This window comes from Streptomyces sp. NBC_00239 (genome assembly GCF_036194065.1).
Classification (GTDB): domain Bacteria; phylum Actinomycetota; class Actinomycetes; order Streptomycetales; family Streptomycetaceae; genus Streptomyces.
This window is the reverse complement of sequence record NZ_CP108095.1, coordinates 4,876,272-4,901,160: the sequence shown is the minus strand read 5'-3', so window position 1 is coordinate 4,901,160 and position 24,889 is coordinate 4,876,272. Positions and strand designations below refer to the sequence as shown.

The window sequence follows — 24,889 nt, the reverse complement described above, 5'->3', positions numbered from 1 at the left end:
TTTGTTTCCGGGGGAAGTTTCCAGGGGGAGTTTCGTGACGCAGAAGAAGCACCTGGGCCGCATCGCGGCCTGCACCACCATCGCGCTGGCCGCCGGCACCCTGCTGGCCGGCCCGGCGACCGCGGCCGACGCGCCCGGCGCCGACCGCCCGTACCGCTCCTCGGGGCACCCGGCCCCGCAGGTCACCGAGCTGCCCGGCGCACTGCCCGCGGCCGCCGCCCCGCGCGACGCCTTCGCCGCCTCGGCCGCGACCCGTACCGCCCCGCGCTTCGACGCGGACGGCGACGGCAAGCCGGACGTGCTCTACCGCTCCATCGACGGCCAGTACCGCGTCAACCCGGGCAGCGGCGGCGCCACGTTCACGTACAAGGTCGGCCGGCCCGCCACGAACTTCGAGTACAAGGACGTCATCCCGGTCGGCCGCCTGTCCTCGACGCGGCTCACCGACGTGATGACGCTGAGCGCCGACGGCGCCCTCAGCCTGTACCCGGGCACGGGCCGCGCGGGCACCTCCACCACCGCCAAGTGGACCGGCCGCGGCTGGCAGGCGTACAACAAGGTCATCGCACCCGGCGACCTGACCGGCGACGGCCGCACCGACCTGCTGGCCCGTACGCCCGCCGGCACGCTGTTCCTGTACCGCAACACCGGCAACCCGCGCGGGCCGTTCCAGGCCCCGGTGAAGGTCGGCGGCGGCTGGCAGGCCTTCGACCAGCTCGTGGGCATGGGCGACACCAACGGCGACGGCAAGGCCGACCTCCTGGTCCGCACGTCCGGCGGCGACGTGTACACCTACCCGGGCACCGGAGTCCTGCGCACCCCGTTCGGGACCCGCAAGAAGTCCGGCTTCGGCTACCAGGTGTACAACCAGCTCGTCGGCGTCGACGACCGCAACGGCGACGGCAAGGGCGACCTGATGGCCCGTACGCCGGGCGGCGCCGCGTACCTCCACGCGTCCACCGGCACGGGCACCTTCAAGCCGCGCGCGTACGCGGGCGACCGCTGGAACGTCTCCACCAACTTCGCGGCGCAGGGCGGCATCCCCGGCTTCGGCCGCAACGACCTGGTCGGCCGGGACGCGGCGGGCACGCTGTGGTGGTACTACTCCAAGAACAACGGCTTCCTGGGCGCCCGCCAGCAGTACAGCAAGCCCGGCGGCTGGGCCGGCGCCAACGTCAGCTACGTGTCCTCGCTGGACAACGACAGCGACGGCGACCTCGTGGAGATCTGGAACGGGCACCTGTTCCTGGAGAACACGGACGCGGGCGCGGGCTGGGGCGTCTACAACGCGATCGCCGGCCCCGGCGACCTCGACGGCGACGGCCGCGGCGACCTGCTCGCGCGGGACCGCTCGGGCAGCCTCTACCTGTACCGCGGCCACGGCAAGACCGTGTCCCCGCGCATCAAGGTCGGTGCGGGCTGGGGCGGTTACAACAAGCTGACCGGCGCCGGCGACATGACCGGCGACGGCCGCGCGGACCTCGTGGCCCGCGACGGCCGCGGCAACCTGTACCTGTACCCGGGCACCGGCAACGCGCGCTCCCCGTTCGCGGGCCGCGTGAAGATCGGCACCGGCTACGGCGCGTACCGCCAGCTCGTCGTGACCGGCGACCTGACCGGCGACGGCCGCGCCGACCTGGTCGCGTCCGACTCCGCGGGCAACCTGTGGCGCTACACCTCGTACGGCACCGGCAAGCTGACCGCCCGCGCCCGGATCGGCACGGGCTACCAGATCTACCGCAACCTGTACTAGACACCACCGAGGATGCCCCGCCCCCGGCATACGCCGCGGGGGGCGGGGCATCTTCGTGTCGCGGGCCGTGCCGCGGGCCGCGACGCGGCGGGAGACCGAGGGCGGGCAACGCCCACGGCACCACCCGAGATGCGCTCAAGCAACTCATCCTGGACATCAGGGACGACACGGCCGACGGGGCCGCCGCAGCGGCCTCCCGGCCCCTGTCCGGTGGGATCTGTCGGGATCGTGACATGAACTGACGGATAAGCACTTCTGCTGATCGCATTGCAGATGTACGCTGCAAAGACATATCCGGGGGGATCACGCCGCTCCGCGCGCCGCTGTCGCGCGCCCGAGCCTGCGGACCCGCGCCACCCCGCGCAGCACTCCGTCCCAGGGGGGACCTTGAACCGCTCGCGCCACCAGCGCCCCGGCCGCCTCGCGGCCTGCACCGCCGTCGCCGCCCTCGCCGCCGGCACCCTGCTCGCGACCCCCGCCGCGGCCGCCCCGGCCACCGACCGGCCGCACGGCCGGGCCGAGCAGGGCGCCCCGCAGCTCACCGGGCGCCCCGGCCCGTTCGTACCGAAGGGCGCCGCCCCGCGCACCGCGCTCGCGGCGGCCGCGACCCTCGCGCCCCGCTTCGACGCGGACCGCGACGGCATCACGGACATGCTCTACCAGGGCCTCAACGGCAGGTACTACGTCAACCCGGGCGGCGCCGAGGACCACTTCGCGTACCAGGTCGGTCAGGCCACCGCGGACGGCAGCTACGCGTACAAGGACGTCATCCCGGTCGGCGACCCGGACCACGACCGCGACACCAACGTGCTGGCCCTGACGGCCGACGGCACCCTCGGGCTGTTCAACGGCATCGGCACGTCCGGCACCGCGTACTCGCCGAGCTGGTCCGGCCGCGGCTGGCAGATCTACGACAAGGTCCTCGCCCCCGGCGACCTGACCGGCGACGGCCGCGTCGACGTGCTGGCGCGCACCTACGCCGGCGAGCTGTACCTGTACCCGGGCAACGGGTCGAGCACCGCGACGCCGTTCCTGTCCCGGGTGAAGGTCGGCAAGGGCTGGCAGGCGTACGACCAGCTGGTCGGCTCCAACGACATCACCGGCGACGGTCTGGCCGACCTGGTGGCCCGGGACGGCGCCGGCAAGCTGTTCACGTACACCGGCACCGGCCGGGCCACGGAGCCGTTCGCGACGCGCAAGCAGATCGGCTTCGGCTACCAGGTCTACAACCAGTTGATCGGCCTCGACGACGTCAACCGCGACGGCAAGGGCGACCTGTACGCCCGCGCCGTCAACGGCCAGGCGTACCTCTACTACGCGGACGGCAACGGCGGCTTCAAGCCCCGTGTCACCTCCTCCAAGGGCTGGAACTACGCCCGCGTGACGGCGGCGCAGGGCGGCCGCCCCGGCTACGACCGCAGCGACCTCGCCGGCCGCGACGCGGCGGGCACCCTGTGGTGGTACGGGGCGAAGAACGACGGCACCCTCACCGCCCGCGAGCGGATCAGCCCGGTCGGCGAGTGGAAGGGCTACCGCTACATCCGGTCGTCCTCCCTCAACACCAACAGCTACGCCGACACCCTGGAGATCTTCCAGAACCACCTCTTCGTCCAGGGCAACGACATCGGCGCCGGCTGGGGCGTCTACAACACCCTGGTCGGCCCCGGCGACCTGTCCGGCGACGGCAAGGGCGACCTGCTGGCCCGCGACGGCAGCGGCACGCTCTACGTGTACCAGGGCAACGGCAAGGCCACCGGCTTCGCCTCCCGCGTCAAGGTCGGCGCGGGCTGGGGCGGCTACAACAAGCTGACCGGCGCCGGTGACTTCACCGGTGACGGCCGCGCCGACCTGATCGCCCGCGCCACCAACGGGGACCTGTACCTCTACGCCGGCACCGGCGTCGCGAGGACCCCCTTCAAGGCCCGCGTCAGGATCGGCACCGGCTACGGCATCTACAAGAACCTGGTCGCCACCGGCGACCTCGACGGCGACAGCCGCGGCGACCTCGTCGCCACCGACTCCGCCGGCACCCTGTGGCGCTACACCTCGTACGGCACCGGCAGGCTGACCGCCCGCGCCAAGATCGGCACGGGCTACCAGATCTACCCGGACCTGTACTGATCCCACCGCCGCACCGCCACCGCACCCACACCAGTACCAGCACAGCACCTGTCCCAGGGGGGACCTTGAACATCACGCGCCACAAGCGCCTGGGCCGCGTCGCGGCCTGCACCGCCCTCGCACTGACCGCCGGCATGGCCCTGGCGGGAACCGCCGCGGCCGACGGCGCCGCGCCCGGCGTTCCGGCCAAGCCGCAGCTGCACCGCTCCGAGCCGGTCGCGCCCCTGCCGGTGGAGTCGCTCCCCGTGCAGCGTCAGGGCCTCGCCGCACGCGACGCCGCCGCGCCCCGGTTCGACGTCAACGGCGACGGCCTGGAGGATCTGCTCTACCGGCAGATCGGCAACACGTACTACATGAAGACACGGGTCGGCGACGACCAGAAGTTCGAACTCCTCGGCGGGAACGAGCAGGAGACGTTCAAGGACGTCATTCCGGTCGGCGATCTGAACCACGCCCTGGGAGACGGCACCAGGCCCGAGCTGCTCACGCTGAGCGTCACCGGCAAGCTGTCGCTCTACGGGGACATCAGCGCCACCGGCGCGGGCTACGCCTCCTGGTCCGGCAGCGGCTGGAACATCTACAACAAGCTCGCCGCGCCCGGCGACCTGACCGGCGACGGCACGCCGGACCTGCTGGCCCGCAAGTACAGCGGCGAGCTGTACCTGTACCCGGCCACCGGGAACATCTCCACCCCGTTCCGCGCCCCCGTCAAGGTCGGCGCGGGCTGGCAGGGCTACGACCAGCTGGTCGGCGCCGGGGACCTCGACGCCGACGGCCACGCCGACGTCCTGGGCCGCACCCCGAGCGGAAACCTGTACTTCTACAAGGGCACCGGCAAGGCGGCCGCGCCGTTCCGCGCCGGCGTCAAGGTCGGCTACGGCTGGGGGGTCTACAACCAGATCCTCCCCGCGGGCGACCGCAACGGCGACGGCGACGTCGACGTCCTCGCCCGGGACGCCGCCGGCACCATCTGGTACTACGGCAGCAACGGCAACGGCACCTTCGCCCCCCGCCAGAAGTCGGGCACGGGCTGGGAGTGGACCGGGCTGTACGCCGGGCAGGGCGGCATCCCCGCCCACGGCAAGTACCAGATCCTCGGCCGCAACAGCGCCGGGACCCTGTTCGAGTACGCGGCCTCCGCGAACGGCAAGCTGTCCGCGCGCGAGCAGGTCAGCGACACGGGCGGCTGGGCCGGACCGGTGACGGTCCACTTCCCCAGCTCGCTCGGCACCCAGGGCTACGCCAGCTTCCTGTGGCGCTACGACGGCCAGCTGTGGCGCGGCGACCAGTTCGTCGGCCACGGCTGGGGGGTCTACAACTCCCTGGCCGGCACCGGCGACCTCAGCGGCGACGGCATCGGCGACCTCCTGGCCCGCGACAAGTCCGGCAACCTGTACCTGTACCGCAGCAACGGCGGTACCGGCTTCTACGGCCGGATCAAGGTCGGCGCCGGCTGGAGCGGCTACAACGCCCTCGTCGGTGCGGGCGACTACACCGGCGACGGCCGGGCGGACCTGCTGGCCCGCACCGGTTCGGGCAGCCTGTACCTGTACCCGGGCACCGGCAACGCCAAGGCCCCCTTCAAGGCCCGCGTCAAGATCGGCACCGGCTACGGCACCTACAACAAGCTGGCCTCCGCCGGTGACATGACCGGTGACGGCCGCGCCGACCTCATCGGTGTGGACAGCCGCGGCAACGCGTACCGCTACGCCGGCACCGGCCTGGGCGGCGCCAAGACGCTGTCCTCGCGCGTGCTGCTCGGCTCGGGCTGGAACACGTACGTCTCCCTGCACTGAGCCGCCTGAACACCACGGCGCCCCGCCACCGGAACTCCGGTGGCAGGGCGCCGCTGTCCTGTCCCCCGATCAGGACAGCGGTTCGAGGAACTCCAGGCGGTTGCCGACGGGGTCCTCGGAGTAGAAGCGGCGGTGGCCGGGGAGGTTGTCGTCCCAGACGACCTTCGCGCCGCGGTCCGCGAGGCGCCGCGCGTACGCCTCGATGTCGCGCACCCGCAGCCCCGGGTGGGCCTTGGCGGCGGGGCGGAAGTCGGGCTCGACGCCCAGGTGGAGCTGGACCGGGCCGGCGGCGAACCAGCAGCCGCCGCGGGCCGCCAGGACCGGCGGCTTGGGCACCTCGGTCATGCCGAGGACGTCCCGGTAGTAGACGCGCAGCAGGTCCTCCGAGCCGGGCGGCGCGGCGAGCTGGACGTGGTCGACGGATACGAGCATCGGGGTCAGGCCTCCTTGACGGCGACGGCGAAGATCCTGCGGAACGGGAAGACGGTGCCGTGCGGGCCCGGCGGGTAGGCCTCGCGGAGCAGGTCGCGGTACTCGGCCAGGAAGGCGTCGGCGGCCTGCGGGTCGTCGGCGAGGGCGGTCAGCACCGGCCGCAGTGCGGTGCCCTTCACCCAGTCGAGCACCGGGTCCGGACCCGGCAGCAGTTGCAGGTACGTGGTCTCCCACACGTCGGCGGCGCAGCCGAGCGCGCCGAGGCGGGCCAGGTAGCCGGCGGGTTCGAGTACCGGCGCCGGGCGCTCGCCGTGGCCGGACAGGCGGGCGCGCCAGCGCGGGCCGTCGCACAGCGCGGCGAGGAGCCGGTGGCTGGGGGCGTCGAAGTTGCCGGGGACCTGGAAGGCGAAGGTGCCGCCGGGGCGCAGGCCCGCCGTCCAGGCGGCGAAGAGCTCCTCGTGCCCGGGAACCCACTGGAGGGCCGCGTTGGACACGATCAGGTCGTACGGCTCCTCGCCCGGGTCGGCGCCGGAGCCGCTGTCAGGGCCGGGGGCCGTGCCGGGACCCGCCCCGGAACCCGCGTCCGTGCCCGCCCCGGGCCGCCAGCCGGTGAGGTCGGCGGGGCGGAAGTCGAGGCTGCCGCCGCCGGGGGTGGGGCCCGCGTACTCCTTGCGGGCCCGGGCCAGCATGTCCTCGGACAGGTCGAAGCCCGTGATGCGGGCGGTGGGCCAGCGGTCCGCGAGCAGCGCGGTGACGTTGCCGGGGCCGCAGCCCAGGTCGGCGATCCGGGGGCCGCCGCCGGGGAGACCGCCGTCCCGGCCGGCCGGGACGGCACCCGGTGCGCCGGCCGGCAGCTCGGGGATCCGGGCGAGGAGTTCGAGGAAGGGGCGGGCCCGGTGGCCCGCGTGACGCAGGTACTGCGCGGGGTCCCAGTGCGGGGTCGCGTGCATGGTGGTGCCTCCCTACAGGAGTGCGCGGGGCGGCGGCGAAGCCGGTCCGGCCCGTCGCATTCCGATGATCACCCCAGATATATCTTGACGTCAAGAGACTTCATGTCGACAGACCCCTTACAATGATCCGCATGGAGGACGAGGTCGACCGACTGGTTGCGGCATGGCGGCGGGAACGCCCTGACCTCGACGTGGAACCGCTCGAAGTGCTCAGCCGGGTCAGCAGGCTCGCGCGCCACCTCGACCGGGCCCGCCGGATCGCCTTCTCCGAGCACAACCTGGAGCCCTGGGAATTCGACGTCCTGACGTCGCTGCGCCGTGCCGGCGACCCGTACCAGCTCTCCCCCGGCCAGCTGCTCACGCAGACGCTCGTCACCTCGGGCACCATGACCAACCGGATCGACCGGCTCGCCAAGAAGGGCCTGGTCGAACGGCTTCCCGACCCCAACGACCGGCGCGGTGTGCTCGTACGGCTGACCGCCGAGGGCCGCGACCGCGCCGACCAGGCGCTGGCCGGGCTGCTCGACCAGGAACGGGCGATCCTGGGCCGGCTGCCGCGCGCCCAGCGCATGGAGCTGGCCGGACTGCTACGCCGGCTGACCGCTCCGTTCGACAACGTCCCCGGGTAGGTCCACCGGCCGGACCCCGGCCCGCCTGGCCAGCGCCACGGCGGCCAGCGTCGAGTGCACGCCCAGCTTCCCCAGCACGTTCTGCATGTGGGTGCGGACGGTGTGCGGGGACAGGAACAGCCGGGCGGCGACGTCCTTGCGGTTCAGCCCGGCGACCATGCAGCGCAGCACCTCGTGCTCGCGCGGGGTCAGCGATTCGACCAGGCGCTCGCTGTCGGTGCGGTTCTTGCGGGCCGCGGTCAGCTCCCGCAGGACCCCGGTGAGCAGCGCGGGCGGCAGGTGGGTCTCCTCGCGCAGCACCCCGCGGATCACCGCGAGCAGCCGGGACAGCGAGCAGTCCTTGGCCACCCAGCCGGAGGCGCCGGCCTGGAGGGCGAGGGCGGCCCGGCGCGGGTCGTCCCGCTCCGCCAGCACCACCGTGCGGACCGCGGGCTGGCCGGCGCGGATGCCGGCGACGAGGGAGATCCCGTCCACGGGCACCACGGCGGGACCGCTCCCGAAGGACGGTTCGGGCAGTCTTGCGCCGGACACGACGCCGAGGTCGGCGTCGACCAGCAGTACGTCATACCTCCGGCCTTCCGCGACGCCGCGCTCGATGCAGCGCAATGCGGCCGGTCCACTGCCGGCAGCGGACACCTCCACATCGGGCTCCGCGGCGAGTGCCGCGGCGAGCGATTCGGCGAAAATGCGGTGATCGTCGACCACGAGAACCCGGATACGAACCACAGACACCCCCAAGGGTCGGGGAACGGACGGCCGGTCTACGGCGCCCGGATCGGAAACGGATCAGCAGCTGCCGCGGCCGCCGCCGCAACTGGACTGCTACCCCGGTCCGGACGCCGTACCCGACTGTCTCGACCCCTGAAACAACACCGGCCCCCACCGGTGTTGAGCATCAGCGTACGGCGAGCGGTGCACGGCAGTTGGCCGAATCTCAGAAGTTTTCCCCGTGGATTTCTCCCGCGACCTCGACAACTCCCGCGTACCGCACGGTATGTGGCCGCAGGCCCCTCCGCCCACCTGTCCACCGGTGGCCGGAAAGCGCCCCCGGCCGGAGCGGCTGAAGGCACCCGGGGGCCCCGGACCGCGCCCCCGACGCCCTTACGGGGGCACCCCGTACGGGTCGTGAGGCGCCGCCCGTCGGCCACTCTGCGGGGTGCCGGGGGCAGTTGCTCCCCGGGCACGCACCGGCAGACCCGCGGCAAGGCGCCGGGCATCCGGCCTCAGGCACCGGGGCATCCGGCCCCAGACGCGGGTGTCAGGCCTCAGGCGCCGTCGCACCGGGCCGCGTCGCGGCGCAGGGCGAACTCCCAGGCGTCGGTGACGATCCCCGCGAGGTCGGACCGGGTGGGGGTCCAGCCGAGCCGCTCGCGGGCGGTGTCGGCGGAGGCGACCAGGACGGCCGGGTCGCCGGCCCGGCGGGGGGCTGCGATCTCGGGGATCTCCCGGCCGGTGACCTTGCGGACGGTCTCGATGACCTCGCGGACCGAGAAGCCGTTGCCGTTGCCGAGGTTGCAGACGAGGTGCTCGCCGGCGGTGGCCGCGTCGAGGGCCGACAGGTGGGCCTCGGCGAGGTCGGCGACGTGGATGTAGTCGCGGACGCAGGTGCCGTCGGGGGTCGGGTAGTCGTCCCCGAAGACGGAGATGGCCGCGCGCTGCCCGAGCGCGACCTGGAGGACCAGCGGGATCAGGTGCGTCTCGGGGTCGTGGCGCTCGCCGAACTCCCCGTACGCGCCGGCCACGTTGAAGTAGCGCAGCGAGACCGCGGCGAGACCGTGGGCCGCGCACTCCCCGGCGATCATGTGGTCGACAGCCAGCTTGGAGGCCCCGTAGGGGTTGGTGGGGGCGGTGACGGAGGTCTCGGTGAGGCGGCCGTCGCCGTCCTGGCGGGGCTCGCCGTACGTCGCGGCGGTGGAGGAGAAGACCAGCTTGCGGACTCCGGCGCCGCGCATCGCGGCGAGCAGCTCCAGGGTGCCGCCGACGTTGTTCGCCCAGTACTTGCCCGGGTCGGCGACGGACTCGCCGACCTGCGAGGAGGCGGCGAAGTGCAGCACCGCGTCGTAGGAGGCGTCGAGGTACCGGGCCGCGTCCTGGATGCGGCCGTCGATGAGGGTGGCGCCGGCCGGCACGCCGGCGCTGAAGCCGGTGGAGAGGTCGTCGAGGACGGTCACCTCGTGGCCGGCCTCCAGAAGGTGCGCCGCCACGACACTGCCGACGTAACCGGCTCCGCCGGTGACCAGGTACTTGTTCACTCGCTCGCCTCTCAAGGGGATTCTCTGATGTCACACGCTCTTACCGGATCCGGAGCCTCCGGGGAACGGCATCTTGCCGGAAGCCCGCGGGCCGGTGAAGAACTCAGGGCGGCGGCCGCGGTACCGGAGTTGACGCGGTCGGGCTCCGGGCAGGAGGCCCCGCGCGGAAGGCCCGTGGGGAAGCCCCGCACGGGCCCCTCCTCGCGGGACCTTACTCCCGAGGTCTCCCTTCCGGGGCCCTAGGGAGCGTCGTCAAAGTAGCGCCGGCCAGGCGGGACTTCGACGGCACGACCTAGTCCCGGGGCCCCGGCTGTGCCGGGATGCTCGCGCGGTCCAGCAGTCCCGTACGGGCCGCCAGGGCGGCGGCCTCCAGCCGGGAGCCGACGCCCAGCTTCATGAGTACCCGCTGGACATGTGTGCGCGCTGTGCTCGGGGCGATGTTCATGCCGGCCGCGATCAGCCGGGTGTCCTCGCCCTCGGCGACCCGGACGAGCACCTCGACCTCGCGCGGGGTGAGCAGCTGGAGCAGCCGGCTGCCCTCGTCGTCGGGCTGCGCGGCCGGGTTGAGGAGCTCGGCGAAGGCGCTCTGGAGCAGTTGCGGGGAGACGGCGGCCTCGCCGGCCCGCGCCTTGGCCAGGGCCCGCTCCACGCCCTCGATGCGCTCGTCGTGCCGTACGTAGCCGGAGGCGCCCGCGGCGAAGGCGGCGGCGATCCCCCGGGGGCTGGGCACCGGGCCGAGCACCACGACGGCGATCTGCGGGCGCTCGCGTTTGATGCGGACGACGGGCTCGAAGACGCCCGGCTCGGCCGGCGACGCGGTCCCCAGCAGGCACACCTCGGGGGCACGGTTGATCACCAGCTCGGCGGCCCCCGCGGCCGGTGCCGCCGCGGCGAGCACGCGGTGCCCGCGCAGCTTGAGTGCCGAGGCGAGCGCCTCGGCCAGCAGCCGGTGCTCGTCGACCACCATGACCCGTACGCCCATCCGGCCCCCAACGCCGACCCCTACTGCCCCGGCAAGCTACACGCTTGTTCGACGCCGTGGGCCGGTTACCGGTGAGATGACCCCCGTTAGGCCGAAGGGGGCCCCATCCGTTGCCGGATGACGCCCCCTCGTTCAGTCCCTTGCGGTCCGGGACCGCTTCCTGATCACTTCGCCAGGAAGCCGGCGAGCAGGAACTCCCGCTTCGCGTCCTCGGGACGGTACGGCTTGTCGATCAGGACCTCGGAGCTGAACAGCATGCCGTTGTGGTAGCGGATCTCCGAGAAGTTCGAGGAGAAGCTGGTCTCCTTGGTCCGGGTCGCCGGGTCGGCCGGGTTGTCCATCAGCAGGGTCTGCTTCATCGTCTTGGTGTCGATGCTGACGACCTGCCCGCCCGCGTCGTAGGGGGGCCACTTGTACGCGATGATGTTCGGCCCGTCCATGCGGAGCGGGAAGATCGTGTAGCGGCTGCCCGCGTCCGCGCGGTCGGTGGTCTGCTTGCCGGTTGCGAGGTCGAAGGAGACGATCTCGTTGGTGCGCGCGTACTTGCCGGAGCTGTCGTCGTGTTCGGCGGTCGGCAGGTAGATCCGGCCGTTGCCGACGACGACCTTCGCGCAGACCTCGACGCCGGTGCCGGTGGAGCAGTTCGGCGCGTAGAGGCCCTTGGCGAGTCCGATGCGGGTCTTGAGGGCGCCGGTCTTGTCGTCGATGGAGAACACGTCGCTGATGTTGCCGCGGTTGTTCAGGTCGGTGGTGACGACGAGCGGCCTGGCGGAGACGATGCTGGCCCACTCGATGCCCGCGGGCAGCTTGTACGTGGCCAGGGGCGCGCCGGTGACCGGGTCGAGGGACTGCGCGACCAGGTAGCGGTTTTCGTAGTCGCCGCACTTGCGGATGACGGCGAGGCCGCTGCCGCCGGCGTAGCCGAGGTCGAAGCAGGATTCGGTGTCGACCTTCGGGGTCCACAGGTTCTTGCCGCTGGTCAGGTTCCAGGCCGCGCCGCCGTGCAGACCGGCCGCCGCCACCGTCTGGCCGGTGAGCGTGATCTCCTTGAAGTCGACCTTCTCGTCACCGCTCGCGCTGCTCTTGACGGAGCCCTGCCACAGCAGCTTGCCCGCGGCCAGGTCGACCACGGCGACCTCGGTGCACGGCTGGTGGCCGTACTTGCCGACGCGCTTGGCGGGCTCGAACACGATCGCGGTCTTGTCGCCGGCGCCGACGTACTTGCTGGCGGCGCAGACCTGACCCGGGAGCGGGATCGTCCACTTCGGCTTCACGGTCGCCGGGTCGTAGCCGACGATCTTGCCCACGTCTGACTTGGCGTAGACGGAGTCGGTCAGCCAGGAGCCGACGACGTTGTGCAGCGTCTCGATCTTGGGCTGCGGAAGTGCGGCCACCAGCCGGGACTTGGGGTTGGCGGGGGCCTTCTCCACGGCCTCGGCGACCGGCTGCTCGTCCTGCGTGCCGCCGCCCGGGGTGCCGTTCTTGTCCTCGGCCACCGGCTTCTTCAGGCCGGGCTCGTCGGCGGGGCGCGAGGCGTACCAGAAGCCGCCGACCACGATGAGCGCGATGGCGACGAGCGCGCTGAGGACGATCAGGAGCTGGTTGCGCCGCTCCTTGCCGCCACCACCGCCCGCGGGCGGCTGCGGGGCGGGTGCGCCGGGCCCGTACATGGGCGCGGTGGGCGGCTGCTGCGGGAAGCCGTAACCGGGCTGCTGGGGCTGCTGCTGCGGGTGCGGGAAGCCGTAGCCCGGCTGCTGCTGCGGGTACCCGTACCCGCCCTGCGCCGGCGGGCCGCCGAAGCCGCCCGGCGGCGGGTCCTGCGGGGCGCCGAAGCCGCCCTGCGAGGGGTCCTGCGGGGCGCCGAAGCCACCGGCCGGGGGGTCGACGGGCGCGCCGAAGCCGCCCTGCGGGGGCTGGTTCGGCGGGGGTGGTGGCGGGGTGCTCATCGGGTGCTGCCTGCCTCTCGGGACGCGCGGATACGGGGATTACTTGCCGAAGACCATGAGGAGCTTCTCCGACGTGCCGTCCTTGCCCAGGAGCTGGGAGGTGCCGAGGAAGAACCGGCCGCCCGAGTAGGCGATCTGCGGGGTGAAGAAGGAACGCTCGACCGCCGCGGCCGGAGTCGGGTGGCGCAGCACGGTGGTGAGGGCGCCGCCGCCGGTGGGCCAGGAGACGATCTCGCCGGGCTTGCCGCCGGAGATGCTCGGGTCCACGTACGCGTAGATCCGGCCGCCCTCGGCCTGGAGCGGGGTCATGTACCGGTCCTTGGGCGCGGCGGTGCGCCGGACGATCTTGCCGGTGTCGAGGGAGAAGGCGACGACCTCGTTGTCGTGCATCGGGGTCTTGCCCTCGGTCATGAGGAGGAAGGTGTTGCCGACGACGAAGGCGCCCCTGCACCCCTGGAGGTCGCGGCCGAGCAGGTCCGTGCCGCAGTTGGCGGTGAACTTGCCCTCGCCCTTGAGCTGGGTGCGCAGGGTGCCGTTGGAGTTCAGGACCACGATGGCGCGCTTCTGCAGGTCCTCGCTGTTGGCGTCGACGATGACCGGGTCCACCGAGTAGACCTTGTTGATCTTCCAGCTCTTGGGGAACTTGTACGACCACTGGGCCTTGCCGGTCTTCGGGTCGATGCCCTCGACCTGCTCGGTCTCGGCCTTGAAGCAGGTGGTCACGGCGATCAGGCGGCTGCCGCCCGCGTACTCCAGGGGCGAGCAGGTGTCGGTCTGCGTGACGAACAGCTTGCCGCCGTCGCTCATCCTCAGGCCGGTGGTGGGACCGGTGCGGGCGACGACGAGGGTGTTCCCGCTGATCGCGAGCCGCAGGTTGGTCATGATGTCGAAGAGGCCCTCCTGGGCCACTTCCTTGGTCCAGCCCACCTTGCCCGACGCGACGTCGATCTGCTTGAGCTGGTCGCACGTGGCCTTGCTGCCGGTGCCCTTCTCGAAGGCGACGACGATCTTGCCGTTCGGGGCGGCCTCGCGGGTCCGGCCGCAGACCTCCCCGTCGAGCGGGACGGTCCACTTCTGCTTGCCGTCGGCGGCGGAGTAGCCGGTGACGTTCTTGTAGCCGACCTTGGCGACGGTGTCGCCGGAGACCCACATGCCGGGGGTCTGCGCGCCGCTGCCGGGGATGTCGGTGTGGTTGAGCTTGAGCCAGAGGACCTTGTCCTCGCCGGGCTTGCGGCCCGCGTTGAGGTCCTCGTTCTCCTTGCCGCCGTCGCCGCTGCCGTCGCCGTCGTCCACGGAGGGCGAGCCGGAGGGCTTGGCGTCGGCGGGGGTGCTGCTCTGCGCGACGGACTTCTTCGGCTCGTCCCCGTCGTCGCCGGCGAGGACGAAGTAGCCGGCGGTGCCGAGCACGAGGGCCGCGGCCACGACGGCCGCGCCGATCGCCAGGGGCTTGTTGCCGCGCTGCTTGCGCGGGCCGCCGCCGGGCGGCGGGGGCGGGAAGCCCTGGCCCTGCTGCGGCTGGTGCTGCGGGTACGGCTGCTGGGGGTGCTGCTGGTACGGCGGCTGCTGCGGGTGCTGCGGGTACGGCGGCTGTTGCGCGTACGGGTTGGGCCCCGGAGCCTGACCCGGCTGCGGCTGCTGCGGCTGCTGCGGCTGCGCGTACGGGTTGGGGACCTGCTGCGGGTACCCGGGCTGTTGCTGCGGCGGGCCGGGCAGGTGTCCGTAACCGGGAGGTACGGGAGGCTGGTTCGGCGGCTCGTGCGGCGGCTGAGTCATCAGCTCGTACCTTCTGCTTCGGCGGGGCGGGGAGGGGTGGGGGGAGGGCAAGGACGTTCTTTCTATCACTCGGCGCGGACGCAAAACGGGCCGGTCCAGCCCCTGTTCCCAAGGGTGGACCGGCCCGTGACACCGTCGTGATCCTGCCGCGGGGCGGCCGGCGCGCGGGACGGCTACGCGTCCTCGGCCAGCTCCAGCCAGCGCATCTCCAACTCGTCGCGCTCCGTGATGAGTTCCCGGAGCTCCGCGTCGAGGGTGGCGACCTTCGCGAAGTCGGTGGCGTGATCGGCGATCTGCGCGTGCAGGTTCGTCTCGCGGTCCGAGATCTTGTTGAGCTGCCGCTCGATCTTCTGGAGTTCCTTCTTCTGGGCGCGCCCGTCCTTCGCGGCGGCGGTGCTCGCGGCCTTCTCCTTCGCGGCGGCGGCCACGGCGGGAGCCGGCGCGGGGGCGGCCTCGTCGGTCATCCGGCGGCGGCGCTCCAGGTACTCGTCCAGGCCGCGCGGCAGCATCCGCAGGCTCTGGTCGCCGAGCAGGGCCATCACCGTGTCGGTGGTGCGCTCGATGAAGAAGCGGTCGTGGCTGATGACGATCATCGAGCCGGGCCAGCCGTCGAGGAGGTCCTCCAGCTGGGTGAGGGTCTCGATGTCGAGGTCGTTGGTGGGCTCGTCGAGGAAGAGCACGTTGGGCTCGTCCATCAGCAGGCGCAGGATCTGCAGCCGGCGCCGCTCACCGCCGGAGAGGTCGCCGACGGGCGTCCACTGCTTCTCCTTGGTGAAGCCGAACTGCTCGCACAGCTGGCCCGCCGTCATCTCGCGGCCCTTGCCGAGGTCGACACGGTCGCGGACCCGCTGGACGGCCTCCAGGACGCGCAGCGACGGGTCGAGCTCGCCGACCTCCTGGGAGAGGTAGGCCAGCTTGACGGTCTTGCCCACGGTGACGGAGCCGGCCGCCGGCTGGGCCTCGCCCTGGGTGCGGGCGGCTTCGGCGAGGGCGCGCAGCAGCGAGGTCTTGCCGGCGCCGTTGACGCCGACCAGGCCGATGCGGTCGCCGGGGCCGAGGTGCCAGGTGAGGTGCTTGAGGAGGGTCTTGGGGCCGGCCTGGACGGTCACGTCCTCCAGCTCGAAGACGGTCTTGCCGAGGCGGGCGTTGGCGAAGCGCATCAGCTCGGAGCGGTCGCGCGGCGGCGGCACGTCGGCGATGAGCTCGTTGGCGGCCTCGATGCGGTAGCGGGGCTTGGAGGTGCGGGCGGGGGCGCCGCGGCGCAGCCACGCCAGCTCCTTGCGCATCAGGTTCTGCCGCTTGGACTCCTCGGTGGCGGCGATCCGCTCGCGCTCGGCGCGGGCGAACACGTAGTCGCTGTAGCCGCCTTCGTACTCGTGCACGTCACCGCGCTGGACGTCCCACATGCGGGTGCAGACCTGGTCGAGGAACCAGCGGTCGTGGGTGACGCAGACGAGCGCGGACCGGCGCTCCTGGAGGTGTCCGGCGAGCCAGGAGATGCCCTCGACGTCCAGGTGGTTGGTGGGCTCGTCGAGGACGAGGAGGTCCTGCTCGGCGATCAGGAGCTTGGCGAGCGCGATGCGCCGGCGCTCGCCGCCGGAGAGCGGGCCGATGACGGTGTCGAGGCCCTGCTCGAAGCCGGGCAGGTGCAGGCCGCCGAAGAGGCCCGTCAGCACGTCGCGGATCTTGGCGTTGCCGGCCCACTCGTGGTCGACCATGTCACGGATGATCTCGTGGCGGATGGTGGCCGCGGGGTCGAGCGAGTCGTGCTGGGTGAGGACACCCATCCGGGCGCCGCCGGTGTGGGTGACCCGGCCGGTGTCGGGCTCCTCCAGCTTGGCCAGCATGCGGATGAGGGTGGTCTTCCCGTCGCCGTTGCGGCCCACGACGCCGATCCGGTCCCCCTCGGATACGCCGAGGGAGATGCCGTCGAGCAGGGTACGGGTGCCGTACACCTTGCTGACTGCCTCGACATTGACCAGATTGACGGCCATCAGACGCGCTCCAGGTTGGGGGTTTCGACCAGCCCCTCAGCCTAACCCTGCGGGGCTGGTCGCCCGGCCCGTACCGGGGCTCCGCCCCGGACCCCGCGCCTCAATCGCCGGCGAGGCTCGGATCTGCCCGGTCGGGCGGCCGGGGCGGGGTGGGGGACGTTCAGAGGACGGTTGCGCCCGGTGCGGGGGCTGTGGCGGTGCGTGCCGTGCGGCAGGTGCCGGAGGCGAGGAGCGCCGCGGCCACCCGGTCGGCAGTCGCCACGTCCGGCACCAGGAACGCGGTGGTGGGTCCGGAGCCGGAGACCAGCGCAGCCAGGGCGCCGGCCGCCCGCCCGGCGGCAAGGGTGTCGGCGAGCTGCGGCCTCAGCGAGACGGCGGCGGCCTGGAGATCGTTGGCCAGTGCGGCTGCCAAGCCCTCGGTGTCGCCCTTGCCCAGGGCGTCGAGCAGTTCCCGGGAAGCGGCGGGCACGGGGATGGCGTGACCCTCGGCCAGCCGGTCGAACTCGCGGAAGACGGCCGGGGTGGACAGGCCCCCGTCGGCCATGGCGAACACCCAGTGGAAGGTGCCGCCGGTCTCCAGCGGGGTCAGCAGCTCGCCGCGGCCGGTGCCGAGGGCGGCGCCGCCGACCAGGCTGAAGGGGACGTCGCTGCCGAGTTCGGCGCAGATCTCCAGCAGTTCCTCCCGGCTCGCGCGGGTGCCCCACAGGGCGTCGCAGGCGAGCAGGGCCGCGGCGCCGTCCGCGCTGCCGCCGGCCATTCCGCCGGCGACCGGGATGTCCTTGTCGATGTGCAGGTGGACGTGCGGTTCGAGGCCGTGCCGGGCGGCGAGGAGTTCGGCGGCGCGGGCGGCCAGGTTGGTGCGGTCCAGCGGGACCTGGGCGGCGTCCGGGCCGGCGCAGGTGACGCGGAGCGCGTCGGCCGGGGTGGCGGTCACCTCGTCGTACAGGGAGACGGCGAGGAAGACGTTCGCGAGGTCGTGGAAGCCGTCGGGGCGGGCGGCGCCGACCGCCAGCTGGACGTTGACCTTGGCGGGGACGCGGACGGTGACGGACGCCGGCGCGGCGGCGGGCACGGCGGAGCTCACAGGGCGGGCCTCTCGGCGGCGGGCTTGTGCTCCGCGATGCGGGCGAACTCCTCGACGGTCAGGGCCTCGCCGCGGGCCTGCGGGGAGATCCCGGCGGCGACCAGGGCGGCCTCGGCGGCGGCCGGGGAGCCCGCCCAGCCGGACAGGGCGGCGCGCAGGGTCTTGCGGCGCTGGGCGAAGGCGGCGTCGACGGCGGCGAAGACCTCGGCCTTGGTGGCGGTGGTCTTGACCGGCTCGGCGCGGCGGACCAGGGCGACGAGTCCGGAGTCGACGTTCGGCGCGGGCCAGAAGACGTTGCGGCCGATGGCGCCGGCCCGCTTGACGTCGGCGTACCAGTTGGCCTTCACGGAGGGCACTCCGTAGACCTTGTTGCCGGGCCGGGCGGCGAGCCGGTCGGCGACCTCGGCCTGGACCATGACGAGGGTCCGCTCGATGGTCGGGAAGCGGTCGAGCATGTGGAGGAGCACCGGGACGGCGACGTTGTACGGGAGGTTGGCGACGAGCGCGGTGGGCGCCGGGCCGGGCAGCTCCTGGACGAGCATCGCGTCGGAGTGGACCAGCGCGAACCGGTCCTTCTTCGCGGGCAGCCGGGCCTCGATGGTGGCCGGCAGCGCGGCGGCCAGGATGTCGTCGATCTCCACGGCGGTGACGTGCGCGGCGGCTTCCAGCAGCGCCAGCGTCAGGGAGCCGAGTCCGGGGCCGACCTCGACGACCACGTCCTCGGGCCGTACGCCTGCGGTGCGCACGATGCGGCGGACCGTGTTGGCGTCGATGACGAAGTTCTGGCCCTTCTGCTTCGTGGGGCGTACGCCGAGGGCGGCCGCCAGTTCTCGGATGTCGGCGGGGCCGAGAAGGGCGTCGGGGGCGTCGTGCTGCTCTGCGGTGCTCACCGGTAAAGCCTACGGCCGCAGTGCGGCCACGGACTCGCCCCCCGCTGCACGTAGAGCTTCTTGGCCCGGAAGGTCTGCTCGCTCGCGCTCGCGTCCTGGGCGCGGCCGCTGCCGCCGAGGCCGCGCCAGGTGCCGACGTCGAACTGGTAGAGGCCGCCGTAGGTGCCCGAGGCGTCGACGGCGCCGGGGCGGCCGCCGGACTCGCAGCGGGCGAGGGCGCCCCAGTCGAGGTGGTCGGCGCCGTCGACGGAGGTCGGCAGCGGCCGGGTGCCGACCTTGACCACCTGGGTGACGGGGTCGCGGACGACTTCCTCGGTGATGCGGCGGGGCTTCTGGCGGACCCCGTTGACGGTCCGCAGGGCGTAGGTGACGCGGCGGGCGCCGGGCCGGCCGGCCTTCTCGACGACCTCGGTCCCGGCGAACAGCTCCGGGTCCTTGATGCGTTCGACGGCGTACGGGATCTGCTCCTCGCGGACCTCACGGGAGCCGGTGATCCGCAGCACGGTGACGGTCTGGCCGTCGCGGGGGAAGGTCTCGGGGGGCACGGAGGTGGTGTCCTGGCCCTGGAGGCCGATCCCGGCCTGTTCGAGGGCCTCGCGGACGGTGGCGGCGTTGGTGCGGATCGTCCGTTCGCGGCCGTCGGCCATGAAGGTGACGGTCCGTTCGGTGCGGACGCTGAGGGTCAGGCCCTTGCGCGAGATGGGCGCGGAACGGGAGGCGGAGAGGTACGCGCCCTCGGCCCGGACGCCGAGCTGGCGCAGGGCCCCGTCGACGGTCCGGGCGGTGGTCCACACCTGGCGGCTCTGGCCGTCGAGGGTGAGCTGCACGGGCCGGCCGTACCGGACGACGATCTCGTCGCCGTCCTCCAGGTCGGTGCCGGGGCCGGGGGCGATCAGGTCGTGGGCGCCGGTGTGGAGGTGCTCGGCGACGAGCAGCTCGCCGACGTCGTCGGCGAAGGTGTGGAAGGTGCGGGGGACGCCGTCGACGGTGAGGCGGACGGCCTTGTCGCTGGCGACGAAGGCGGAGGTGCCGCCGGCCAGGAACGCGACGACGAGCGCCTGCGGGACCAGCCGCCGCCAGTCCGCCCCGGCCGCGCCCCGCTTGCGCCGCCCGCGACGCCCGGCGGCACGACTCCCCGGCACGGCCGCGCCCTCCCGGGGGTACGGGTCGTACGGGTCGTACGGGTCGTACGGGGTGTACGGATCCGGCTGGGCGTACGGATCGGCCGGGGGGTACGGGCCGGCCGGGGCGTACGGGTCGGCCGGGGCGTAGAGGCCGGCCGGGGGGTACGGGCCGTCCGCGGTGTACGGGTCGTAGGGGTCGTAGGGGTCCGCGAGGCCGGGAACGGCGGCGCCACCGGCCGCCCAGTCGCCGCCCGGGGCGCCAAGGGCACCGGGGCCGTCGCGGTGCCGGCCGGGGGCGTCCCGGGGCGGGGCGGGGGGCTCGGCGGTGGCGGCCGCACCGGCCGGGGCCGCGCGGCGGCGGCCGGTGCCGGGGGTGTCCGCGTCGACGGGACCGCCCTGCCCGGGTACCCCCGGGACCGCGCGACGGCGGCCGGAGGCCCGGTGACTGCTGCCCTGTGTTTCGCTCACAACGCCTGCTCCCTGGTCCGGCCGCCCGGCCGCGTGGCTTTCGGGCACGGGAGACTAGCGGAGCAATCGTCACTCACCAAAGTCGAGCGGCTACCCAGCGTGTCGAGCCGGCGGCCGCATCAGGAGACACCCGGCGACGACTTCCAGGCCCGCCTGGGGGTCTCCTCGGACGGAGTCCGGGGAGTGTGGGGCGGGGGGTTCGGGGCGGAGCCCGAGACGACCCGGCTCCGCCGGGCACCGGGCCCCGCCCGGACCCGCGGCCGGGTCAGTAGTCGAACGCGCGGGCCGTGTTGGCGGCCAGCGCCGTCGCCAGCTCGTCCTCGCCGATGCCGCGGGCGGCGGCCATCGCACGCACCGTGATCGGAATGAGGTACGGCGCGTTGGGCCGTCCGCGATACGGGGCCGGGGTCAGGTAGGGCGCGTCCGTCTCGACCAGGACGAGTTCGAGCGGGGCGACGGCGAGCGCGTCCCGCAGACCCTGGGCGTTCTTGAAGGTGACGGTGCCGGCGAACGACATGTAGTAGCCGGCGGCGGCGCACTCGCGGGCCATGTCGGCGTCGCCGGAGTAGCAGTGGAAGACGGTCCGCTCGGGGGCGCCCTCCTCGCGCAGGATGCGCAGCACGTCGGCGTGCGCGTCCCGGTCGTGGATGACGAGCGCCTTGCCCTGGCGCTTGGCGATCTCGATGTGCGCGCGGAAGGAGAGCTCCTGAGCGGCCATGCCCTCGGGGCCGGTGCGGAAGTAGTCGAGGCCGGTCTCGCCTACCGCCTTGACGTGCGGCAGCGCCGCGAGCCGTTCGATCTCGCCGAGGGCCTCGTCGAGCGCGGCCTGCCCGCCGGGCACCCGCGCGCCCTGCCGGGACCACCCGTCGGGATCGCCGTGCACGATGCGGGGTGCCTCGTTCGGGTGCAGGGCGACGGCCGCGTGGACGTTGTCGTACCGCTCGGCCGTCTCGGCGGCCCACAGGGAGCCCTTCACGTCACAGCCCACCTGGACGACGGTGGTCACGCCCACCGAGGCGGCCTTGCGCAGCGCCTCCTCGACGGTGCCGTCCTGCATGTCCAGATGGGTGTGGGAGTCGGCCACCGCCACCCGGAGCGGCTCGGGCAGCGGCGGAAGTGCGTCCTTCGAAGGGCTCATGGATCCGATCTTATGAGGATCGGCGGAGGCTCAGGAGGAGCGGGATCAGGGCTCAGGAGGAGCGGGAGGAGAGGCAGGCGGAGGAGCAGGAGCGGGCGGGCGTCAGGAGGACGTCAGGAGGAGCGGAACAGTCTGCGCAGCCGGGCCAGGAGTCCGCCGCGCCGCTCCTCCGCCGTGATGGCGACCGGTCCGGGCGCGTCGTGCAGGGGTGCGGTGCGCCGGGCGGGCTTGGCGCGGCGGGCTTCGCGGTCGTCGCCGGTGGAGGGCACGGGGCCCGCGATGCCCGGTGCGATCCGGTGGTGGAAGAGCTGGTCCATCATGCCGAGCACCGAGGAGACCTGTCCCTCCCGCATGATCCGCACCACGTGGCCGCCGCAGTTGAGGCAGGTCGGGTTGGACAGCGGGGAGGGCACCCGTTCGCCCTTGGCCGTGTACATGATGAACGGCTGGCCCCTGCCGTCGACGTGGTGCTCGATCTCGTACGACTGTTCCCAGCCGTACCCGCACTTCATGCACGCGAAGGCGTACGCCTCCCGCACGGTGCGCACACCGTCGAGCGGCAGTGCCGGGGCGGGGACGGGATTGTCTGCGATCTCACTCATGCCAGCTCCTTCGGTCCGCTGGTGACACTTGCCAGTGGACGCCTGTTCCGGCGGGAGCGCATCAGGCCCTGTCGAGTATTGAGCCGCCTTTGGACAGTTCATGCCCAAAGCGCCCGGTGCGCGGCCTAATCTTTGCTCTTCAGGTTAGCTCTTTACCGACCTATGGCACCTTTTGCTCCGCATTCTTTGCCGCCACCACGGCGTCGAAGACTTCGCGCTTGGGTAGGCCTGCTTCCGAGGCCACGGCCGCGATGGCCTCCTTGCGGCGCTCGCCGGCCTCCTCCCGGACGCGGACCCGCCGCACCAGCTCCTCGGCGTCCAGTTCCGCGGGCCCGGTCTCGGGGGCGCCCTCCACGACCACCGTGATCTCGCCACGCACGCCGTCGGCGGCCCAGACCGCCAACTCGCCGAGCCCGCCGCGCTTGACCTCCTCGTACGTCTTGGTCAGCTCGCGGCAGACGGCGGCCCGGCGGTCGGCGCCGAAGACCTCGGCCATCGCGGCGAGGGTGTCGTCGAGGCGGTGCGGGGCCTCGAAGTAGACGAGGGTGCGGCGCTCGCCGGCGACCTCGCGCAGCCGTCCGAGCCGCTCGCCCGCCTTGCGGGGCAGGAACCCCTCGAAGCAGAACCGGTCGACGGGGAGCCCCGACAGGGCGAGCGCGGTCAGCACCGCGGAGGGGCCGGGGACGGCCGTGACCTTGATGTCCTTCTCGACGGCGGCGGCGACCAGCCGGTAGCCGGGGTCGGAGACCGACGGCATGCCGGCGTCGGTGACCAGCAGGACGCGCTTGCCGTTCTCCAGGGCCTCGACGAGTTCGGGGGTGCGGGCGGACTCGTTGCCCTCGAAGTAGGACACGACCCGGCCGGTGGTGTGGATGCCCAGGGCCCGGGTCAGGCCGCGCAGCCGGCGGGTGTCCTCGGCCGCGACGACGTCGGCGGTCTCCAGCTCGGCGGCCAGCCGCGGCGGCGCATCGGTGATCTCGCCGATGGGCGTCCCGGCCAGGACGAGGACGCCGGCGGGGGCTGCGCCGGAAGCGGGGGAAGGCTGCTGCTCTGTCACCTCTCCATCCTCGCAGCCCCGATCACCTGTCTCGCACAGATGCGTTCCCTACGATGACCCGGTGACCAGTACCGCGACTCCCCCGACCGGCCCCGCCGGCGCACCGCCCGGGCCGCCGGGCGCCGACGGGCAGCCCTCCTGGCAGGCCCGGCTGCGCCGCTTCGGATACACCCCGTCCGCCGCGGGCCGCGCCGACGTGCGCGAGCGCCTGGTGCCCCCGTACGCGAAGCCCTCGGGGAACCTGTGGGCGGCGGTCGGGGTGCCCGCGGCGGCGGTGGGGCCGCTGCTGCGGTCGCTGGCCTGGGTGGGGCCGCTGCTGATCGCGCTGGTCGCCGGGCTGCTGCGGTTCGTGAACCTGGGCAGCCCCAAGGCGGTGATATTCGACGAGACGTACTACGCGAAGGACGCCTGGGCCACCATCAAGCAGGGCTACGAGGCGAGCTGGCCCAAGGACGTCGACAAGTCGATCATTTCGAACCCCGACGGGGTCGCGCTGCCCCTCGACCCGGGCTACGTCGTGCACCCCCCGGTCGGCAAGTGGGTGATCGGCCTCGGCGAGTGGATGTTCGGCTTCGACCCCTTCGGCTGGCGGTTCATGACCGCGCTGCTCGGGACGCTGTCGGTGCTGATGCTGTGCCGGATCGGCCGGCGGCTGTTCCGCTCGACCTTCCTGGGCTGCCTCGCGGGCGCCCTGCTGGCGGTCGACGGCCTGCACCTGGTGATGAGCCGCACCGCGCTCCTCGACCTGGTCCTGATGTTCTTCATCCTGGCGGCCTTCGGGGCGCTGCTGATCGACCGGGACGAGGCGCGGGCCCGGCTGGCGGCCGCGCTGCCGCTGGACGACGACGGACGGGCCCGCCCGGACGCGCAGGTCGCGGAGACGCTCCGGCTGGGGCTTCGGCCGTGGCGGCTGGTGGCGGGGGTGTGCCTGGGCCTGGCCTTCGGCACGAAGTGGAACGGCCTGGTGGTGCTGGCGTTCTTCGGCGTGCTGACCGTCCTGTGGGACGCCTCGGCGCGCCGGGTGGCGGGCGCGGGCACGCCGTACGCGGCGATGTTCCGGCGGGACGCGCTGCCCGCGTTCCTCTCGACGGTCCCGGTCGCGATCGGCGTGTACGTGGCCTCGTGGACGGGCTGGATCCTCAGCCCCGACAACGGCAAGGGCGGCTACTTCCGCGACTGGTCGGCCAAGCAGGGCGGCGTGTCGTGGCTGCCGGACTGGCTGACCAGCATGTGGCACTACGAGACCGAGGTCTACAAGTTCCACGTGGGCCTGACCTCGGGCCACACCTACGAGTCGAACCCGTGGAGCTGGCTGGTCCTGGGCCGTCCCGTCTCCTACTTCTACGAGTCCCCGGCCCCGGGCACCGACGGCTGCCCGGCCACCGAGTCGGCCAAGTGCGCCCGCGAGGTCCTGGCCCTGGGCACCCCGCTGCTGTGGTGGACGGCCTGCTTCGCCCTCGTGTACGTGCTGTGGCGGTGGGCGTTCCGCCGCGACTGGCGGGCCGGCGCGGTCCTGTGCGCGGTGGCCGCCGGCTACCTGCCCTGGTTCAACTACCAGGAGCGCACCATCTTCTACTTCTACGCGGTCGTCTTCGTCCCGTACCTGTGCCTGGCCGTCGCCATGATGATCGGCGCCCTCCTCGGCCCGGCCGGCTCCTCGGAACGCCGCCGCACGGTGGGCGCCATCGGCGCCGGCGTCCTGGTCCTGCTGATCGTCTGGAACTTCATCTACTTCTATCCGATCTACACCGGCCAGACCCTCCCCATGGAGTCCTGGCGCAACCGGATGTGGTTCGACACCTGGGTCTGAAGCGCCCGTCCCCCGGCGCCCCTTGAGTACCGGTACTCAGGACACGGCTCGGGGGACCCGTTATTTTGAGCGCGTTCAAAATAACGGG

19 protein-coding genes are annotated in these 24,889 nt (G+C 73.0%); 5 read left to right on the top strand and 14 right to left on the bottom strand.

Annotated elements, in window-relative coordinates; all coding sequences use genetic code 11:
• Nucleotides 1-34 precede the first annotated feature (34 nt).
• The 3 genes from OG764_RS21660 to OG764_RS21650 all read left to right on the top strand — a co-directional run bounded on the left by OG764_RS21660 (nt 35) and on the right by OG764_RS21650 (nt 5,670).
• The gene (locus tag OG764_RS21660) at nt 35-1,753 is read left to right on the top strand and encodes an FG-GAP repeat domain-containing protein (protein WP_328970074.1); all 1,719 of its coding nucleotides are present in this window, start codon (nt 35-37) and stop codon (nt 1,751-1,753) included.
• 387 nt (nt 1,754-2,140) lie between these two features.
• Nucleotides 2,141-3,874, top strand: a complete 1,734-nt coding sequence (locus tag OG764_RS21655) for an FG-GAP repeat domain-containing protein (RefSeq protein WP_328970073.1) — start codon at nt 2,141-2,143, stop codon at nt 3,872-3,874.
• A gap of 65 nt (nt 3,875-3,939) precedes the next feature.
• On the top strand, nt 3,940-5,670 hold the full coding sequence (locus tag OG764_RS21650; protein WP_328970072.1) for a VCBS repeat-containing protein: 1,731 nt from the start codon (nt 3,940-3,942) through the stop codon (nt 5,668-5,670).
• Nucleotides 5,671-5,739: 69 nt separating this feature from the next.
• On the opposite strand, the gene OG764_RS21645 is transcribed toward OG764_RS21650, so the two are convergent.
• A complete protein-coding gene (locus OG764_RS21645; RefSeq protein WP_328970071.1) occupies nt 5,740-6,102 on the bottom strand; it encodes a VOC family protein in 363 nt (120 codons plus the stop codon).
• Between the two features lie 5 nt (nt 6,103-6,107).
• A complete protein-coding gene (locus OG764_RS21640; RefSeq protein ID WP_328970070.1) occupies nt 6,108-7,052 on the bottom strand; it encodes a methyltransferase domain-containing protein in 945 nt (314 codons plus the stop codon).
• A gap of 131 nt (nt 7,053-7,183) precedes the next feature.
• On the opposite strand from OG764_RS21640, the gene OG764_RS21635 reads away from it, so the two are divergent.
• Complete coding sequence (locus tag OG764_RS21635; RefSeq protein ID WP_328970069.1) at nt 7,184-7,681, top strand: MarR family winged helix-turn-helix transcriptional regulator; 498 nt, start codon at nt 7,184-7,186, stop codon at nt 7,679-7,681.
• Here the strand turns inward: OG764_RS21635 and OG764_RS21630 are convergent.
• The 12 genes from OG764_RS21630 to rsmI form a co-directional block, all read right to left on the bottom strand.
• Entirely contained in the window at nt 7,640-8,407 is a 768-nt protein-coding gene (locus OG764_RS21630) for a response regulator transcription factor (protein WP_328973109.1), read from the bottom strand. The genes OG764_RS21635 and OG764_RS21630 overlap by 42 nt on opposite strands.
• 539 nt (nt 8,408-8,946) lie before the next feature.
• Nucleotides 8,947-9,933, bottom strand: a complete 987-nt coding sequence (gene galE, locus OG764_RS21625) for a UDP-glucose 4-epimerase GalE (protein WP_328970068.1) — start codon at nt 9,931-9,933, stop codon at nt 8,947-8,949.
• Between the two features lie 292 nt (nt 9,934-10,225).
• Entirely contained in the window at nt 10,226-10,915 is a 690-nt protein-coding gene (locus OG764_RS21620) for a response regulator transcription factor (RefSeq protein WP_328970067.1), read from the bottom strand.
• Between the two features lie 164 nt (nt 10,916-11,079).
• Nucleotides 11,080-12,861 (bottom strand): hypothetical protein, encoded by a 1,782-nt coding sequence (locus OG764_RS21615; RefSeq protein ID WP_328970066.1) that lies wholly within the window; start codon nt 12,859-12,861, stop codon nt 11,080-11,082.
• Nucleotides 12,862-12,900: 39 nt separating this feature from the next.
• Nucleotides 12,901-14,634: an outer membrane protein assembly factor BamB family protein gene (locus OG764_RS21610; protein WP_328970065.1), complete on the bottom strand. Its 1,734-nt coding sequence runs from the start codon at nt 14,632-14,634 to the stop codon at nt 12,901-12,903.
• Between the two features lie 173 nt (nt 14,635-14,807).
• Entirely contained in the window at nt 14,808-16,628 is a 1,821-nt protein-coding gene (locus OG764_RS21605; RefSeq protein ID WP_328970064.1) for an ABC-F family ATP-binding cassette domain-containing protein, read from the bottom strand.
• 160 nt (nt 16,629-16,788) lie between these two features.
• On the bottom strand, nt 16,789-17,712 hold the full coding sequence (locus tag OG764_RS21600; RefSeq protein ID WP_328970063.1) for a 4-(cytidine 5'-diphospho)-2-C-methyl-D-erythritol kinase: 924 nt from the start codon (nt 17,710-17,712) through the stop codon (nt 16,789-16,791).
• Nucleotides 17,709-18,602: a 16S rRNA (adenine(1518)-N(6)/adenine(1519)-N(6))-dimethyltransferase RsmA gene (gene rsmA, locus OG764_RS21595; protein ID WP_328970062.1), complete on the bottom strand. Its 894-nt coding sequence runs from the start codon at nt 18,600-18,602 to the stop codon at nt 17,709-17,711. Before rsmA ends, OG764_RS21600 begins: the two co-directional genes overlap by 4 nt.
• On the bottom strand, nt 18,599-20,194 hold the full coding sequence (locus OG764_RS21590; protein WP_328970061.1) for a ubiquitin-like domain-containing protein: 1,596 nt from the start codon (nt 20,192-20,194) through the stop codon (nt 18,599-18,601). The genes rsmA and OG764_RS21590 overlap by 4 nt, the downstream gene beginning before the upstream one ends.
• A 265-nt stretch (nt 20,195-20,459) precedes the next feature.
• Nucleotides 20,460-21,332, bottom strand: a complete 873-nt coding sequence (locus OG764_RS21585) for a TatD family hydrolase (RefSeq protein ID WP_328970060.1) — start codon at nt 21,330-21,332, stop codon at nt 20,460-20,462.
• Between the two features lie 113 nt (nt 21,333-21,445).
• Complete coding sequence (locus OG764_RS21580) at nt 21,446-21,934, bottom strand: hypothetical protein (protein ID WP_443056009.1); 489 nt, start codon at nt 21,932-21,934, stop codon at nt 21,446-21,448.
• Nucleotides 21,935-22,094: 160 nt separating this feature from the next.
• Nucleotides 22,095-22,991: a 16S rRNA (cytidine(1402)-2'-O)-methyltransferase gene (gene rsmI / locus OG764_RS21575; protein WP_328970059.1), complete on the bottom strand. Its 897-nt coding sequence runs from the start codon at nt 22,989-22,991 to the stop codon at nt 22,095-22,097.
• A 61-nt stretch (nt 22,992-23,052) separates the two neighbouring features.
• Here rsmI and OG764_RS21570 point away from each other — a divergent pair, with 61 nt between their 5' ends.
• Entirely contained in the window at nt 23,053-24,801 is a 1,749-nt protein-coding gene (locus tag OG764_RS21570) for a dolichyl-phosphate-mannose--protein mannosyltransferase (protein WP_443056008.1), read from the top strand.
• The last annotated feature ends 88 nt before the right edge of the window (nt 24,802-24,889 follow it).